Below are 16,733 nucleotides of genomic sequence, written 5' to 3'. Positions count from 1 at the left end.
CTTATGCAGCAAATTGTTATTGCCGCGTCTCCGCTGACCTATTCTGAATATAAGAAGTTGATGTTTGCTGATTTACAAGCAAGGCATCTTCCACGACTCATCAGCTTTGCTTTTTTATCTTTTGTCATGTTGCTGATTGTCGGGGTAGCGCTTTACGATGAAGAGCTAACTGCAAAAAATCTGCAAGCCCTAGCAATCCCAATAATATTTCCGGCCGGGCTGGTATTTATCTGGATTGCCACGTGGCAGAGTTGGCGAAAACAGTATTATCAATCTGATGCTTTGCAAAATGGTGCTGCGTATTATCTGAACGACCGAGAGATTGTACTTGAGGGTCTTTCGCAGGAACCCATACTCTGGTCCAATGTCGAAAGAACAGCCAAACAGGTGGGCCAATGGATACTGCTAAGGCAAGCAACGACTTCCTTGAATGGAATATGTTTCTTGAATACCGCGGCCGTACTTCCTCCCTCAACTCGTGAAGAACTGTTGGCATTGCTAAAGCGAAAGCGTATCAAGCCCATTTAAATACACACACCCCAAAACCCGCGCCCCAAGCGCGGGTTTCGTACTTTTAACCCCACAACAACCCTCTTTACCCTTCCTCAATCCAATGAGCAAGCACTTCGCATCTTTCTCCGTCGCCGTTGTAGCAGCTGCTACCCTGCTGGCCGCCCCTGCCGCCCACGCCCAAATCCGCACGCCCGCCGCCAGCCCCCAAAGCACCATTACGCAGCGCATCGGCCTCACCGATGTCACCATTGTGTACTCGCGCCCCAGCGCCAAGGGGCGCAGCATTTTTGGCTCCGACAACTCACTGGTGCCCAATGGCAAACGCTGGCGCACCGGCGCCAACGGCACTACTAGCATTAAGTTCTCCGATGACGTGACCATCGAGGGGAAGAAGATTCCGGCCGGCGAGTACGGCATCTACACCGTACCGCGCCCCAACGAGTGGACCGTGGTACTGAACAAAAGCCTCAAGCAGGGCGCCGACGTGGACGGCTTCAAGGACGACCAAGATGTGGCCCGCTTCACCATCAAGCCTTACAAAGTGAGCGGCAGCAAGGTGGAAACCTTCACCATCGCCTTCACCGACCTGACGCCCGCCACCGCCAACGTGGACATGCAGTGGGAAAACACCGGCGCCAAGTTCAAAATCACGGCCGACGTGGAAAGCAAGGTGATGGCCCAGATTGACGAGAAAGTCATTAAAGCCGCCACCCCCGCCCCGGCCGACCTGGCCGCTGCCGCCGTGTACTACTACGACAATAACAAGGACCTGAAACAGGCCGTGACCTGGATGGAAAAGGCCAACGCCGCCGAGCCCACCAAGTACTGGAATCTGAACACGGAAGCCAAAATCCGCCTGAAAATGAAGGACTACGCCGGCGCCACCAAAGCCGCCGAAGCCTCGAAGAAAGCCGCGCTGGCAGCCACGCCGCCGAATGGCGAGTACGTGAAAATGAACGAGGACCTGATGGCGCAGGCCAAGAAAATGGGCAAATAGCTTTAGTCAAAAGCTCAGCGTTATAAGAAAAAAGCCCGCTCGGTCATCCGAGCGGGCTTTTTTCTTATAGTCCTTTCTACGGCAACACTTTCAGCACCAGTTGCGAGGCGTGGCTGGGAGCGTGGTACAGCCGGTGCGTGGCGGCTTGAAAATCGGCCTCGTCCGCCTTATAAATGTTGTCAACGTACTTCTGCGGATTGCGGTCGACGAGCGGGAACCAGGTGCTTTGCACCTGCACCATGAGGCGGTGGCCGGGCTGGAAGGTGTGCATGAGGTCCTGCACGGTGAAGGGCACGGCCGTGACCTGGCCGGGTGTGAAGGGCTCGGGCTTGGAGAAGCTGTTACGGAAACGGCCGCGCATCACCTCGGAGCGCACCATCTGCTGGTAGCCGCCGAGGCGCACGCTGGGGTTAAGGCGCGGGTTATCGGGGGTGTTGTCGGGGTACACGTCGATGATTTTCACCACCCAGTCGGCGTCGGTGCCGGTGGTGGCCACTTGAAGTAACGCCTCAATGGGGCCGGCCAGGGTGAGCGGGGCGGTGAGGACGTCGGTTTGGTAGGTGAGCACGTCGGGGCGGCGGCTGGCGAAGCGCTGGTCGTCGGTCATGTACTCGCGGGTCATGCCCGTGGCGGTGGCCTCGGTGAAGGGCACGGGGTGGGCCGGGTCGCTCAGAAACTGGTCAAACTCGAAGTTGACATCGGCCCGGCGACGCTCGTTGGTGCCGTCGGTGGGCGGGCTGAAGCTGAGGCCGCCGGCCTGGCGGAAGTAGAGCGTGCGGCTCTGCGCGGCTTTGGGCGGCCAGGCGTCAAAGGTGCGCCACTTATTGGTGCCCCCCTCGAAGACGGTGGCTTCGGGCAGGTCGGCGGGCTTGCCGTCTTTCAGGTAGGATTTAAAGAATTTGGACTCGATTTCCTTTTGGTAATAAAACGAGGGCGCGTCGCCGTAGGCCACGTTGCCCACGATTTCGCCCGAGCCGCGGGCCCAGCCGCCGTGCACCCAGGGGCCCATCACCAGCTTGTTATTCAGGCCGGGGTTCTGTTTTTCGATAGCGCTGTAGATGTGCAAGGCGCCGAACAAGTCCTCGGCGTCGTTGAAGCCGCCCACGGTGAGCACGGCGGTACCGGGCTGCAGGTTTTTGAGGTGGGGGCGCAGGTCGCGGGCCTGCCAGAAGCTGTCGTAGTTAGGGTGCTCCACCAGGTCGTTCCAGAATCCCACCTGGCCCTTGTAGTAGCGGGCGTCAGCGTTTTTCAATGGGCCCATCTTCATAAAAAAGTCGTAGCCGTCGGGCGTGCCGTGCTTGAAGGCGGGGTTGCCGGTGGGCGTGGGCTGCGGGCGGGGCCGGCCAAAGCTGGCCAGGAAATTGAAGGCGTGGGGCAGGAAAAACGCGCCGTTGTGGTGGAAGTCGTCCCAGAACCAGTCGGCGATGGGTGCCTGGGGCGAGGCGGCTTTCAGGGCCGGGTGGCGGGCGAGCAGGCCCGTGGCAGTGTAGTAGCCGGGGTAGCTGATGCCCCACTGGCCCACGCGGCCGTTGTTTTTGGGGGCACCCTTGCCTTTCAGCAGCCACTCAATGGTGTCGAAGGTGTCGGTGCCTTCGTCCACGTCGGTTTTGCCCTTGTGCGTTTCCTTCTCCGGGCGCACGTCCACAAACGTGCCTTCGCTCATGTAGCGCCCGCGCACGTCCTGATACACAAAGATGTAGCCTTCGTGCATCATCTCGCTGCTCGGCCCCAGGTTCAGCTTCATCTTGGCCGACTTGTAGGGCCCGATGGCGTAGGGCGTGCGGTTGAGCATGACGGGGTAGCGCACTTTGTCGGCATCATTCGGCGCGTACACGATGGTGTAGAGCTTCACGCCGTCGCGCATGGCCACCTGGTGCTCGGTCTTTTTGTAGTGCTCCTTGATGTAGCTCGTATCAGCGATGATGGTGGCGTAGCGGGCCTTTTCGCCCTCGGACCATAGGGGGTAAGGCGGGCCGGGCTGTTGGGCAAAAGCAGGCCAGCCAGCGGCCGTGGCAAGCAGGGCAGCTAATAGCAGAGAGTGTTTCATGCAGGGCAAAGTTGGGGATGGGAGTGCGGTGGTAAAGGTAGAAACCTGCCGTAAACCGCTTATGCTTCGCGACGCGCTGCATGACACACTATTTGGCTCTTTGCAAAGCCTTTCCATTTAGTGTCTCCTCCTACTTCGGTCCCCGCCCCTGCATGATGAGCAGGCGCTTCACGTTGTCGACTTCAATCTCATCGGGCTGGGTGGCGAGCACGCGGCGCAGGTCTTTGGGCGAGCGGCCGCCGAACACCACCACCGTAAAGCCGGCCGCGTGGGCCTGAGCGCTTTGCTCGGGCGTCACGCGGTCGGCGTCGAGCACCACGGTGGGCACTTTCTCGGCCCGGGCCAATTGCAGGCCGGCCGCAAACTCATCGGAGGCAATTTCGAGGCCGACGCGCACGCCGGGCATGGCGGCACGGGCCAGCCGGATGGTGGGGCCTTCCTGCGTGATAAACAGAACTTTGGCGGGTGGCACGTGGTAGCGGGCCAGGCTGCGGGCTATCTGGCGCACGAGCAGCGGCGTGCGGTCTTGCTGGTGGCCGGCGGGCAGGCACCGGTCGTCCTCGTGCAGGTCGAGGTGGATGCTGGGGAAGCTGGGTCGGCGGTTGAGCCGAGCCAAAAGGGTGTCGAAGGTGATGGGGCGCTCCTTCTGGATGAGGTCGTAGGGGAAGCCGCCGCGGTAGCGGGCCTGGGTAATTTCGGCCGCCGTGCGCTGGCTGATGCAGCCGGTGCCGGTGCTGCCGTCCTCCATTTTCTGGTCGTGATAAAGCATCACCACGCTGTCGCGGCTCAACTGCAGGTCCACCTCCACGCCGTCGGCCCCGCGCAGCAGGGCCCGCCGGATGCCGCGCCAGCTGCTCGGCGGCCGGAAATTGAAGGGGCTGATGGGCGTGTAGAAGCCCGAGCCGGCGTGGCCCAGCACCACCAGCTTGGGATTGACGGCCGGTTTGGTGGCGGTGCAGGCGGCCAGGGCCAGCAATAGTATTAGCGCCAGCGAAGTGGCGAAGCGTAAGCGGTAATTTTTCATGCAGAAGCAAAAACCGGCACGCGCCGGTGGTGGGGCTGAACGGCAACGGCGCTCTCTGGTTGTAGAGACGCAATAGTTTGCGTCTCGGCGCCCGCTCCGTTGGGATGTCGTTCGAAAGTTGCGGTTCAATGCCGAGACGCGAAGTGTCGCGTTTCTACAGCGCAGACGGGCGCTGCTTTTCTAGCAAGCCAAAGAGGAACGTGAGGGCCACCACCAGCCACAGCGAAAACCACACGTCGCTTAGGTAGTGCGCGCCCAGCACCAGCCGGCCCAGCCCAATGAGCGACGGCAGCACCAGCAGCGGCACCCGAAACCGGGGAAATGCCAGCGCCAGCGGCCAAAACAGGCTGAAATAAACCGCTGTGTGGTAGGAGGGAAACGAGTCGTTGTGCGGCCCCGTGGCCCACAGGCCCGTGCCCGCATACCCGCTTCCAAACTGTACCTCGGGCCGCAGGCGGTGCACAGCACCTTTCAGCACCCGGGCCAGCACCATGCTGAACTCGTGGGTGAGCAGCAACACGAGAAACAGCGTGGCGCCGCGCCGTTTCAGCCCGTAGCGCCCCACGGCGAAGGCCAGCCCCAGCACCAGAAAGATGACGGGCAGGCCGAGCAGGTGCGTCATCAGCGCGTCGTGGGTGCGGTCGGCGGCGGCGGTGAGGGCGCCGAAGAACGGGGCCGACCACGTGAAATGGCCGTGAATGAACCCGGCCAGCGGCTGGTCGAGAAACAAAATGAGCAGCACGCAAGCCGGCAGCGAGATGGCCGTGAAGAGGAGGAACTGGCGGAGCGTCATAGTTGAGGGCATGGGGGTAAGAGGGTATGAGGGTAAGAGTTGTGGCAGCGTATTTTGAACCTCCTGCCCTCCTGCCCCCATACCCTCCCACCCTTGCATAATGTTACCCCAGCGCCTGGTTCAGCGCGATGATGGCCGTTTGGTAGTCCTCGCGGCCCACGATGAACTGGATGTTGACCTTGCGCAGGGCAAAGCCGGCGCTGCGGATGTTGATGCCGGCATCGGCCAGGGCGCGGGCGGCGCGGGCCAGCAGGCCGGGCTCGTCGATGTTGGAGCCAATGAGGCAGACCAGGGCGGCCGGCTCCACGGTGATGCTTTCGTACTTGGCCTCAAGGGCGGCCATGAGCTGGGGCTTGAGGTCTTTCTCCCAGATAACGAGCGAGATGCTGTTGGCGCTGGTGGCCTTGAAGATGTAGCTCACGCCGAGGTCGAAAAACACCTGCATCAGGTGCAGGTCGAAGCCGGCGGCGCCCACCATCAGCGGCTCGTGGATGTCGATGATGACGACTTTCTCGGTGCCGGTGATGACTTCGATGTGCTTGTCTTTCGACACAAAATCGCGGGTGATGAGCGTGCCGGGGTGGTCGGGCTCGAAGGTGTTTTTGATGCGCAGGTTGATGGCGTTTATTTCCAGCGGCTTCGACGCCTTGGGGTGAATGGCCTCCATGCCCACGTCGGCCAGCTGGTCGGCCACGTCGTAGTTGGTGAAGCCGATGGGCCGCACCTGGTCCACGCCCACCAGCCCGGGGTCGGCCGAGCTGAGGTGGTATTCCTTGTGAATAATGGCCTCCTGCGGATGCACGGCCACGGCTATCTTGCTGAAAGTAACTTCGGAATAGCCCCGGTCGAACTCGCGCATGATGCCCTCTGTGCCCTTGGTGTAGCCGGTGGCAATGCAAATGGTTTTCAGAAAATCGATGTCGCCAAATGCCTGGCGGATGCGCTCATCAATGGTCAGGGCCTGGGCGTCGTCGAAGCCGCTGAGGTCGACCAACGTGGCGTGCACCCCTTTGTTGAGCAAAATATTCACCGAGTTGAAGGCCGAGTGCGCCTCCCCTATCGAGGCCAGGATTTCGCGGGCCGCCTGCAGGATGTTCGCGCTGTTCACGTAGCCCGAGGCCAGCACGTTCACCAGGCTATCCAGGTACACCTGGGCCTGGTCGACGCGCTGCTGAATGAAGGCGTCGGCCACGGCCAGGTTCAGGCCCAGCGGCTCGTAATTTTTGTTCAGCTCCTTCAGCTGCTCGGCCACCTGCTGCAGCGCCGAGCGAAACTCCTGCCCTTGGGTGATGCGGTGGTACACGCCGGGCTCGCCGGTTTTCTTGTTTTCGAGCAGCCAGTTGGTGACGTTGGCGTAGGCCGACACCACGAACACGCGGTTGTAGAGGGCCGCGCCTTCGCGCTTGTGGAAGATGATGTTGTCGAGGACGTGGGCGAAGGCGGTCATCGAGGTGCCGCCGATTTTTTCAACTGTGAGCATAAGGAGAACCCCACCCCCCGGCCCCCTCCCCTCCGGGAGAGGGGGAGCCACGGCGGCGCAGATTGGGAGAAAAGCTTGATAAGAAAGCGGGTCGTTCGGGCAAGTAAATGCCCAAACGACCCGCAAAGTAAAATTGGGAGGCAGGAAAACCGCGCTAAACCGGATTTTCGGCGAATACATCGGCCCAATCCAGGTTCAGGCCGGGCAGCACTTGGCATGGGATGAGGCCGGGGCTGGCGTACTCGCCCACCAAGCGGTAGCGGGCGGTGACATCGTCGAGGACGAACACGGAAACGTCGTTGTCCTGCGGCAGCACAATCCAGTACTCGCGCACGCCGGCTTCTTCGTAGAGGTCGAACTTGTCTTTCCAGTCGCGGGCGGCCGTGCGGGGCGAGGCTACTTCAATAATCAGGTCGGGTGCGCCCAGGCAGCCGCGCGGCTCAATTTTGCTCGGGTCGCAGATGACGCACAAATCCGGCTGCACCACGGTATAAATGGCCTCATCAGCAGTTGTGCCGCGTTTGGGCAAACGTACATCATAGGGGGCCATCCGCACCTGGCAACGCTGCCGCCGCAAGTGGTTACCGAACGCTAGATACAACTCCCCCAGCAAGGCTTGGTGCCGGTCAGTAGGTGCACTCATGCGGCGCATGATTTTGCCGCGCAGCAATTCTACCAACTCGGTGAACTGCCAAGTGAGGTAGTCGGCATAGGTGTAGATGCCGTTCGGGTCGAGTTGGTCGATGGATGTGATGGGTGCGGACATGGGGCAAAAATACGTTTGGTGCTGGTCGTTCTAAGTTGTCGTTCAACCGAAGGTCAGCGGAGCTAACGACGAGACGCAACATATTGCATCTCTACTGCGCCACTTCCTTCCCGTAGGAAATCATGTTCGTAATCAGCCGGTACGCGCCCGGCACGCCGGCCGGCAACTCCCGAAACAGCGACAGCCCGGTGTAGATGTAGTGCCCCTTGCCGTAGTCCGTCACCAGAATGGCGCTTTCCTTGGGGGCCTCACCGGGGTCGCTGCTGGAGATGACGGTCTGGTATTTCGGGTCCCATTTTGAGGGATAGTAAAGGCCCTGCTCCTGCACCCAACCGCGGAAATCCTGCTCGGTGATTTTGTTGGGGGCGGCCAGCAGTTGGTGCTTCTTCAGGGTCACGGGGGCATCTTCCACGGTCACGCGGTCGGTGCTGAGGCTCATCGGGTAGGGGCCGATTTCGGGCATCACGGTGCCGCGGTTCACCACGTATTGCACCACCACGTTGCCGCCCTGCTCGATGTATTTGAGGATTTCGGGCTGCTGGGTTTTGAGCCGGTCCACGGTGTTGTAGGCGCGGACGCCCAGCACCAGGGCATCATATTTTTTCAGGTTGGCGGCGTTCAGCTCCTCAGGTTTCAGTAGCGTCACGTTGTAGCCAATTTGGCGCAGGGCATCGGGCACTTCGTCGCCGGCGCCCATGAGGTAGGCCACGTTCTGGCCGCGCCGCTTCAGGTCGAGCTTCACCAGCGGGGCCACGGCCTCGGGGAAGAGGAACTGCGTGGGGATGTGCGGGTACTCAATCTTCTGGATGCCGCGGGCGTAGGCCTGGCCGGCCACGGTGGCGGTGGCGCGCAGCTCGGCGCGGCCGGGCGCGGCGCCGGCCAGGGGCTGCACCTGGAAGTTCACGGTCAACTCCTCGTCTTTGGCGGCGAGGGCGAAGTCGGCGGTGGCGGGCTCGCACTTCCAGCCGGCGGGCAGGGCCAGGGCCAGGCGGCCGCTCACCCCGGCGCGCCCGGCCCGCAGCGTGACGGGCACGGTCTTGGGCTGGGCATCGGCGAAGACGTAGGAACGGGCGGGCGGCAGGTTCACCAGCACGGGCGGCACCACGGCCAGCGGCTGGTATAATTCGCCCAGCACCGGGTCGGTGTGTTTGTATTGAATAGCAGAACCCAGAATTGATGCATTACCTGCTGATGTAAATACTGCGATACTGGCAATTGGTCCATTCTCTGCGTTTCCAATCAAGTGTTGACCTGGTGTAACAACGTTTTGCATTCCACCGGAACCAGATGATGAAATTGCGCTCAACGGCGGGTACAAGGTTGTGCGACCAACAACATACTGGTTGGGGATGGCATACATTCCAACTGAGCCTTTTTCTAACAACCAATACGGCTGGGAAAAAGCAGGATATTGTTTCTCTTTGATGTCACGTTTCTTCGCTCCCTTCGCGAAACCGTCGCTTGACAAGAATGTGCTTACAGTACCATGCAATGGCATCCGTAAAGCTTTGCCGGCATCAACGACAATTGGTTTTTCAAAGGCTGTGTCAATAGATACCAAACCGAAACTACTGATGGAATTGATTTTTAGTGGTGCTGTTGCTCTGTTTGCGACTTCCAGATTAATAATCAGCTTCTGCCCTGCCACTGCAGTGGGAACATCTGCAACAGCATCAACATAAATACCCGAGGCTGCCTGAATTAGTGTTTGCACTTCTGCTTCTTTTTCCAAGGCCCAGAATGTCGCATTTGAATCACGAGTTGCTTGGCTGTTGTAAGAAGAAGAAACCATCTTTTCTACCGCTTCCCGCACCTTCAGCAGCCCCGCCACGCTGGCGCTGGGGTTGCTTGGGTCGTACTTGCGAATCACCTCCTCGATGAGCTTGCCCACGGCCGCGCCGCCGGGCACGCGGTTCCAGGTCTGGTCCACGCCTTCGAACAGGTCTTTGGTGGCCTTGTCGCCTTTCACGGGCTGGAAATACTCCAGCGCCTCGCCCCGCTGGGCGGCCGAGCCGAAGCCCTGGCTGCGGTGGTTGCTGCGGCTGCGGGCCGCGATTTCGCCGTAGCTCTGGCCCAGCAGGGGGTTGTAGCCGCCGGCGTCGAGCTTGAGGTAGCCGTCCATGTTTTCGCCGGGCTTCACGAAGAAGCTGCCGGTGTTCCAGAGCAGGCGCTTGGGCTGCCAGGCTTGCACGTACTGGAGCTGTTCGGGGAAGCGCTTGGGGTCGCCGGCGGCGTCGAAGGCTTCGGCGGCGAGGATGGCGCTGGCTTGGTGGTGGCCGTGGCCGGCGCGGGCATCGGGCGGGAAGCGGGTGATGAGCACGTCGGGCCGGCGCTGGCGGATGACCCACACCATGTCGGCGAGCACCTGCTCCTTGTCCCAGATGCGGAAGGTTTCGTCGGAGGTTTTCGAGAAGCCGAAGTCGTTGGCGCGGGTGAAGAACTGCCGGCCGCCATCGAGCCGCCGCGCCGCCAGCAGCTCCTGCGTGCGAATCACGCCGAGGCCTTCGCGCAGCTCGGGGCCGATGAGGTTCTGGCCGCCGTCGCCGCGGGTGCAGCTCAGGTAGCTGGTTTCGAGCAGGCGCTCGTTGGCCAGGTAGGCGATGAGGCGGGTGTTTTCGTCGTCGGGGTGGGCGGCCAGGTACATCACCGAGCCCAGCACGTTGAGCTTCTTGAGGCCCAGCAGGATTTCGGAGGAGGTGTAGGTTTTGGGCGTTTGGGCCAGGGCCGTGAGGGGCAGCAGCAGGGCCGCGAGCAGCGGGCGTAAGGAACGAATCATGCGCGGGAAACCAGAATTGAGGCGTGAAGTTACCGTTCAACGGCGCGCCTCACCCCCGGTCCCTCTCCGAAAAGGAGAAGGGTGCCAGACGTCTGCTTTGCCAGAACGCACCCCCTCTCCTTTTCGGAGAGGGGGCCGGGGGGGTGAGGCGCCCGGTCGCGCCACACCACGCAAGAGGCAAGTTAGCCAGCCCTTCCGCTTAATTAGCCAGATATTGCGACTAGTTAGCCGGGTATTGAAATTAGTTAGTCAGCGTTTCCGGTTAATTAGTCAGACGTTGCTATCAATCAGCCAGATTTTTCGGTTAATTAGCCAGGATTTGCAGTTAATTAGCCAGATAATTAGATAAATTAGCCTGATGATACATTAAATTAGCCAGCTATTTTACCGGCTTACTCATCCCCGGCCCTACCACATGCCCGACAACCTCCCCACCGCCTTTGCTCGCCGCGTGGCCGAGCGCGACAACCCGCCGCCCCCTCCCCCGCTCAGCATGGAGCCCGCCGCCGTGCAGGCCCGCATCGAGGACTGGCTGTTGAAGACCTATAAGGTGCGTGACAAGCGCGGGCGCCTGCGCTTGCGGCTCATGCTGCTGGCTCTGATGCAGTATCCCGAGCGCACCACCGCCGAACTAGCCGAGGCGGCCAGCCTGCCCGCCCGGGCCGCCGCCCGCGTGGCCGTGCGCCTCGGCGAACTTGACCTGACAACCTGGGAATACCGCAGCCTGTACCGTTACTGGCGCCTCACCCCCGCCGCCGAAGACGCCCTGCTGCTGGTGGTGGCCGGGCCGCAAGGGGCCGTTGGTTGAGCTGCTGGGCGCAACATTGGACCCGTGGGCACGTCTTTAGCCCGATTACGTGTTCAGTCCCTTATATCTTCGTTCTTCAACTCCCGGCCGCCCGGTTGCGTGGCCTTTTTCCTTTCGTATGACGCCAAGCTTGAATTTCCCCCGCGTATCGGTGCCGCTGCTGCTGGCCGCCACGCTGTTTTCTTCGTGCGCCCGCCGGCCCCAGGCCAGCACCGCTGCTTCGGCTGCCGTGAGCGTGCCCACCGCGGCGCCGGCCGCCCCCGTGGCCCCCGAAACGCCGGCCCCGGCCAAGCCCGCCCCCATCGGCGACCAAAGCGCCGCCCAATGGTACCTCAAAGACCCCGAGCTGGACAAAGTGCCCGGCGTGGGCGCCACCCGCACCTATGCCGAACTGCTGAAAACGCTGACGCCCACGCCCATCGTGGTGGCCGTCATCGACTCGGGCATTGACACGGCCCACGTTGATTTGAAGCCGGTTTTGTGGACCAATACCAAGGAAATCCCGGGCAATGGCATCGACGACGACAAGAACGGCTACATCGACGACGTGCACGGCTGGAACTTCCTCGGCGGCCCCGACGGCCGCAATGTGAACGCCGAAACCCTGGAAATGACGCGCATTGTGGCCGCCGGCCGGGTGCGCTTCAAGGGCAAAACCGCTGCCACGGTGAAGCCCACCGAAAAGGCCGACTACGCCCTGTATCAGAAAGCCGAAAAGGCCTACAAAAACCGCCTGGCCGAGGAAACCGAGCGCAACAAGGAGGTGGAAAGCATGGCCGGCCCCCTCACCCAGATGGTGGCGGCCATGAAGCAGGCCCTCGGCACCGAGAAACTCGACACCGTGGCCCTGAAAAACGCCAACCCCGACGACCCCAACCTGAAGCGCGCCATCGGGGGCATGCTGGAAATGATGCGCCAGACCGGCGCCGCCGACGCCGACGCGTTGCTCGCTCAGCTCAACGAGGGCGTGAAGCAGGAACGCAACATGCTCGACAACTCGCTGAATCTGAAATTCAACCCACGGGCCGACATCGTGAAGGACAACCCCGAGGACGTGACCGAGCGCTACTACGGCAACAACGACCTGCACGGCCCCGACCCCATGCACGGCACCCACGTGTCGGGCATCATCGCGGCTGTGCGCGACAACAACCTCGGCGTGCAGGGCCTGGCCCCCGCCCCGGTGCGCATCATGACGGTACGCGCCGTGCCCGACGGCGACGAGCGCGACAAGGACATTGCCAACGCCATTCGCTACGCCGTCGACAACGGCGCCAGCATCATCAACATGAGCTTCGGCAAGGAGTTCTCGCCCCAGCGCGCCGCCGTGGAGGCCGCCTTCAAGTACGCCGCCGCCAAAAACGTGCTGCTGGTGCACGCCGCCGGCAACGAGAACCAGAACCTCGATGTGAGCGACAACTACCCAGCCTCCTTCTATATGAACAAGGCCACGGTGCCCAACCTGCTCACCGTGGGCGCCTCGGGCCCGAAAGACAACGCCGCCCTGCCCGCCGATTTCTCCAACTACAGCAAGAAGGCGGTCGACGTGTTTGCGCCCGGCGTGGGCATTTTCAGCACCCTGCCCGGCAGCACCTTCGGCAACGAAAGCGGCACCAGCATGGCCTCACCCGTCACGGCCGGCGTGGCGGCGGTGCTCAAGTCGTACTTCCCCAAGCTCACGGCTGCTGACTTGAAGCGCATCATCATGCAGTCGGCTCAGGTGCACCACACCCAGGTGCGCGTGCCCGGCACCGACAAGCAAACCGATTTCAGCACGCTGTCAGTGACCGGCGGCGTGGTGGACATGTACGAAGCCGTGAAGCTGGCCCAGAAGGCCGCGATGTAGTCGTTCGGGCGGGGGTCCTCACCCCCGGCCCCTTCTCCCAAAAGAGAGGGGGGTGCCAAACGACTGCTTGCGGCTATTTAATCGTAAAATATTCCCAGCAAAAAGCCTCTGCAATTGCAGAGGCTTTTTTATTAGGCAAACCCGAACAATTAGCAAGACGTCGCGTGTCTCCCCCTCTCCTTTAGGAGAAGGAGCCGGGGGGTGAGGCGCCCCGCCCGAACGAGCCCTTAACCCACGTCCACGCCCTTTTCCTCCTTACGGAAGTGGTTTAGCACCAGCTTGTCGCTCAGGCCCGGCAACCATTTATTGAGAAACACCACCAGCTTGCCCTGACCGGTGAGTACCAGCGTACGCTTGCGCTGCTGCACGGCGCGCAGGATTTCATCGGCCACGGCTTCGCTGCTCATCATGGCGCCTTCGTCGCGCGGGCTCTCGCCTTGGGCCGAGCCGTCGGCGGCGAGGGCGGTGTTGCGGATGTTGGAGGCCGTGAAACCGGGCGCGGCCGTGAGCACGTTCACGCCTTGGTCGAGCAATTCGGTGCGCAGGGCTTCCAGAAAGCCATTCATGGCAAACTTAGAAGCCGAGTAGCCGGTGCGGCCGGGAAGGCCCCGGTAGCCCGCAATGCTGCTGATGCCCACCACCGTGCCCTTGCTCCTGAGCAGGTGTGGCAGGGCGAACTTGGTGCTGAAAACGGTGCCGAAGAAATTGGTTTGCATGAGCTGCTTGATGACGTCGAGGTCGGCGTCCTGAAAGCGGGCGCGCATGCTGATGCCGGCGTTGTTGAGCAGCACGTCGAGGCCGCCGAAGCGGGCCACGGTTTCCTGCACGGCGCGCTCGGCGGCGGCCTCATCGCCCACGTCGGCGCGCACGGTGAGGTGGGCCACGCCGGCCGCGGCCAGGACCTGGGCGGTTTCAGCGAGTTTTTTTTCGTCGCGGCCCGTGATGGCCACCTGGTAGCCGGCCCGGCCAAAGGCCAGCGCGCAGGCCCGGCCGATGCCCGAAGTGCCGCCGGTGATGAGAACAATAGGAGAAGGCATGGGGATGAAGATGGATGGCGCGAAAGGCCGAGAAGAACGAAAGAACAGGGTTGCGGCCAAATTTACGCCCGCATGGTGCGATTTTTGCCAGCTGCACTTTAAACCCTGTGCAGGGGCGGCGGTCAGGCAATGAACCGGCGCTTGCCAGGGGGATAAAAAGGGACTTTGGGCGGCCTCGCCGGAGGCACGGGCGAATAAAACCCGGGAACAACCGATTGGGGATTTCCCGTCCGCATTTTGTCCTTACATTTATCCATTGAATTCTATTGTTTTCTCTCAACATACCGTATGCTTCCACTCCTACGCTCTTGGTCCCGCGTTGCTTCCGGCGTAGCTGCCGTCCTGCTGACGCTGGGAATATCCTCAACCGCTGAGGCCCAGTGCCCCATCGCCGCGGCCTGTACGCCGGGTTCGGCAAGCGTCACCAATCCCTCGCTCTACGGCATGGCGATTCTGAACGTGACGGTGGGCAGCAACGTGCTGGCCAACCGCACGGCTTACCTGGCCGGCTACCACGACTACAGCTGCACGCAGAACGCGGCGCTGGTGGTGGGCCAGCCCTACTCCATCAGCGTGCGCACCACCGCCACGGCGGCCCAAAACGTGCGCGCGTGGATAGACTACAACAACGACGGGGCCTTCACCGGCAACAACGAGCTGGTGTTCAGCTCCGACAACGCCACCACGCACTCGGGCAGCTTCACGGTGCCGGCCACGGCCACGCTGGGCACCCGTCTGCGCATGCGCGTGGCCACCGACTACGCCAACAGTCCGATTCCCACCTCCTGCTCGACGCCGGTGTACTCGCAGGACGAGGACTACAGCGTGACGCTCTCGGCCAACGCCAGCCCGCCCGTGGCCGCCTTCACCACCAGCGCCACCACCACCTGCACCGGCTGCGTGCAGTTCACCGACGCCAGCCAGAACGTGCCCACCTCCTGGCTGTGGACGTTTGGCGACGGCACCACCAGCACCGTGCAAAACCCCAACAAGTGCTACACCGCGGCCGGCACCTACGCCGTGACGCTGCGCGCCACCAACGCCGCCGGCAACAGCACCACGGCCGCCACCAGCATCACCTACAATACGCAGGTGCCCGTGGCCGCCGCCTGCACGCCCACCACCGTCAACTACTTCGGCAACTACGGCATCACCCGCTTCCGGCTGGGCACCATCGACAATACCTCGGCCAACGGCAGCGCGGGCTACGAGAACTTCACCTGCACGCAGCGCGCCGAGCTGATGGTGGGCCTCAGCACCCAAATGATTATCACCACGGGCGGCACCAATGCGCACGACATCCGGGTGTACCTCGACGCCAACAACGACGGCACGCTCACCAGCGCCGAGCAGATTTACCAGAGCCTGAACACCCTGAGCCCTGGCGCCACCACCAACATCACCCTGCCCGGCACCGTGACGCTGAACCGGCCCCTGCGCCTGCGCGTGGTGGCCGATGCCGTGGGCAACAGCACCTCGCCCTGCTCCAACCAGGTGAGCGGCCAGGCCGAAGACTACACCATCATTGCCCGCCCCAACACCTCGCCGCCCACCAACGTGGGCTTCTTCACGAGCAACTACGTGGCGGGCGGCTGCGTGAACCCGGTGCAATTCATCGACGCCAGCCAGAACGCGCCCACCTCCTGGCTCTGGAACTTTGGCGACGGCACCACCAGCACCCTGCAAAACCCCACGCACCAGTACACCACGGCCGGCACTTTCACCGTGAGCCTGACGGCCACCAACGCCAACGGCGCGGCCACCGGCACACGCCTCAACTACATCACCATTCAGATTCCGTGCTTCACCTACTGCGCCGCCAATGGCACCGGCGGCGCCGGCCCGAACGGCACGGTGCTGGGCAGCCCGTTCTACATTACGTCGGTGGCGGTGGCCAATGCCCAGCCCGGCTACAACAACACCACCGGCAACTCGACGGGCGGCTACGGCAACTTTACCAGCAACCCCATCACCATGGGCGCCGGCCGCACCGTGAACCTGTCGGTGGGCGTGAACCTGACCACGGCCCACCGCGTGGCCGTGTGGGTCGACCAGAACCAAAATGGGGTATTCGACAACAACGAGCTGCTGTCCAGCGCGGTACCTTCTACGCTAAACTACACCACCACCTTCACGGTGAACAGCCCGGCGGCCGGTTCGAATATGCGCATGCGGGTGATGACGGTAGCTAATGCCAACACGCCCTTTGCGTGCACCGTCAACCTGCTCAACGCGGAGTATGAAGACTATCAGCTGTTGTTCGGTCCTTTGGCAAGCCGCCAGGAGCAGGCTCTGCCCAGCCTCAGCCTCTACCCCACCCCCACGCCCGACGGCCGGGTGCACCTGCGCCTGCCTGACGCGAGTGCGGCCGGCACCTACACCGCCGCGGTGCAAAACCTGCTGGGCGCCACGCTGCTGAGCACGACCCTGCGCCTAGGCCCTGACGCCGATGCCGAGTTGGACCTGAGCCGCCTGGCACCCGGTGTGTACCTGCTCCAGCTGCGCGATGCCCAGGGCCAAACCGCCGTGCGCCGCGTGGTACGCGAGTAGCCCCACTCTCCCAATTTATGATTTTCCGGCATTAACCAATCTGACGGCCCAAGGGCCGTCGGATTGGTGGTCTGCATTCCCTCCCTTTACTTTTTT

Annotated in this window: 12 protein-coding genes; 5 read left to right on the top strand and 7 right to left on the bottom strand. The window is 62.2% G+C overall.

The genetic code is table 11. From position 1 onward, the window contains the following. The first annotated feature begins 3 nt into the window (after positions 1–3). Positions 4–528: a hypothetical protein gene (locus tag MTP16_RS15360; RefSeq protein ID WP_243511243.1), complete on the top strand. Its 525-nt coding sequence runs from the start codon at positions 4–6 to the stop codon at positions 526–528. Positions 529–613: 85 nt separating this feature from the next. Next, positions 614–1,510: a DUF2911 domain-containing protein gene (locus MTP16_RS15355; RefSeq protein WP_243511240.1), complete on the top strand. Its 897-nt coding sequence runs from the start codon at positions 614–616 to the stop codon at positions 1,508–1,510. Positions 1,511–1,586: 76 nt separating this feature from the next. On the opposite strand, the gene MTP16_RS15350 is transcribed toward MTP16_RS15355, so the two are convergent. The 6 genes from MTP16_RS15350 to MTP16_RS15325 all read right to left on the bottom strand — a co-directional run bounded on the left by MTP16_RS15350 (position 1,587) and on the right by MTP16_RS15325 (position 10,396). Continuing rightward, positions 1,587–3,557, bottom strand: coding sequence for a CocE/NonD family hydrolase (locus MTP16_RS15350; RefSeq protein ID WP_243511238.1), 1,971 nt, complete (start codon positions 3,555–3,557; stop codon positions 1,587–1,589). A 130-nt stretch (positions 3,558–3,687) separates the two neighbouring features. Next, on the bottom strand, positions 3,688–4,581 hold the full coding sequence (locus MTP16_RS15345) for a glycerophosphodiester phosphodiesterase (RefSeq protein ID WP_243511236.1): 894 nt from the start codon (positions 4,579–4,581) through the stop codon (positions 3,688–3,690). 154 nt (positions 4,582–4,735) lie between these two features. Next, the gene (locus MTP16_RS15340; protein ID WP_243511233.1) at positions 4,736–5,386 is read right to left on the bottom strand and encodes a phosphatase PAP2 family protein; all 651 of its coding nucleotides are present in this window, start codon (positions 5,384–5,386) and stop codon (positions 4,736–4,738) included. Between the two features lie 91 nt (positions 5,387–5,477). Further along, positions 5,478–6,854, bottom strand: a complete 1,377-nt coding sequence (locus MTP16_RS15335) for an aspartate kinase (RefSeq protein ID WP_243511231.1) — start codon at positions 6,852–6,854, stop codon at positions 5,478–5,480. Positions 6,855–7,008: 154 nt separating this feature from the next. Next, entirely contained in the window at positions 7,009–7,620 is a 612-nt protein-coding gene (locus MTP16_RS15330; protein ID WP_243511229.1) for a Uma2 family endonuclease, read from the bottom strand. Positions 7,621–7,711: 91 nt separating this feature from the next. After that, the gene (locus MTP16_RS15325) at positions 7,712–10,396 is read right to left on the bottom strand and encodes a PIG-L family deacetylase (RefSeq protein ID WP_243511227.1); all 2,685 of its coding nucleotides are present in this window, start codon (positions 10,394–10,396) and stop codon (positions 7,712–7,714) included. 415 nt (positions 10,397–10,811) lie between these two features. Here MTP16_RS15325 and MTP16_RS15320 point away from each other — a divergent pair, with 415 nt between their 5' ends. Further along, a complete protein-coding gene (locus MTP16_RS15320) occupies positions 10,812–11,204 on the top strand; it encodes a hypothetical protein (protein WP_243511224.1) in 393 nt (130 codons plus the stop codon). Positions 11,205–11,322: 118 nt separating this feature from the next. Beyond that, entirely contained in the window at positions 11,323–13,050 is a 1,728-nt protein-coding gene (locus tag MTP16_RS15315) for a S8 family peptidase (RefSeq protein ID WP_243511223.1), read from the top strand. Between the two features lie 227 nt (positions 13,051–13,277). Here MTP16_RS15315 and MTP16_RS15310 read toward each other — a convergent pair whose 3' ends face one another. Further along, positions 13,278–14,087, bottom strand: coding sequence for an SDR family oxidoreductase (locus MTP16_RS15310; RefSeq protein ID WP_243511221.1), 810 nt, complete (start codon positions 14,085–14,087; stop codon positions 13,278–13,280). A gap of 288 nt (positions 14,088–14,375) precedes the next feature. Between MTP16_RS15310 and MTP16_RS25905 the strand changes: the two genes are divergently transcribed. Further along, positions 14,376–16,637 carry a GEVED domain-containing protein gene (locus MTP16_RS25905; RefSeq protein WP_262922623.1) on the top strand — a complete coding sequence of 754 codons (2,262 nt, stop codon included), beginning with the start codon at positions 14,376–14,378 and terminating at the stop codon, positions 16,635–16,637. The last annotated feature ends 96 nt before the right edge of the window (positions 16,638–16,733 follow it).

Origin of the sequence: Hymenobacter monticola (assembly GCF_022811645.1) — a bacterium.
Lineage (GTDB): Bacteria > Bacteroidota > Bacteroidia > Cytophagales > Hymenobacteraceae > Hymenobacter > Hymenobacter monticola.
The sequence above is the reverse complement of the archived record's forward strand: the minus strand, read 5'-3'. Positions and strand labels throughout refer to the sequence as shown.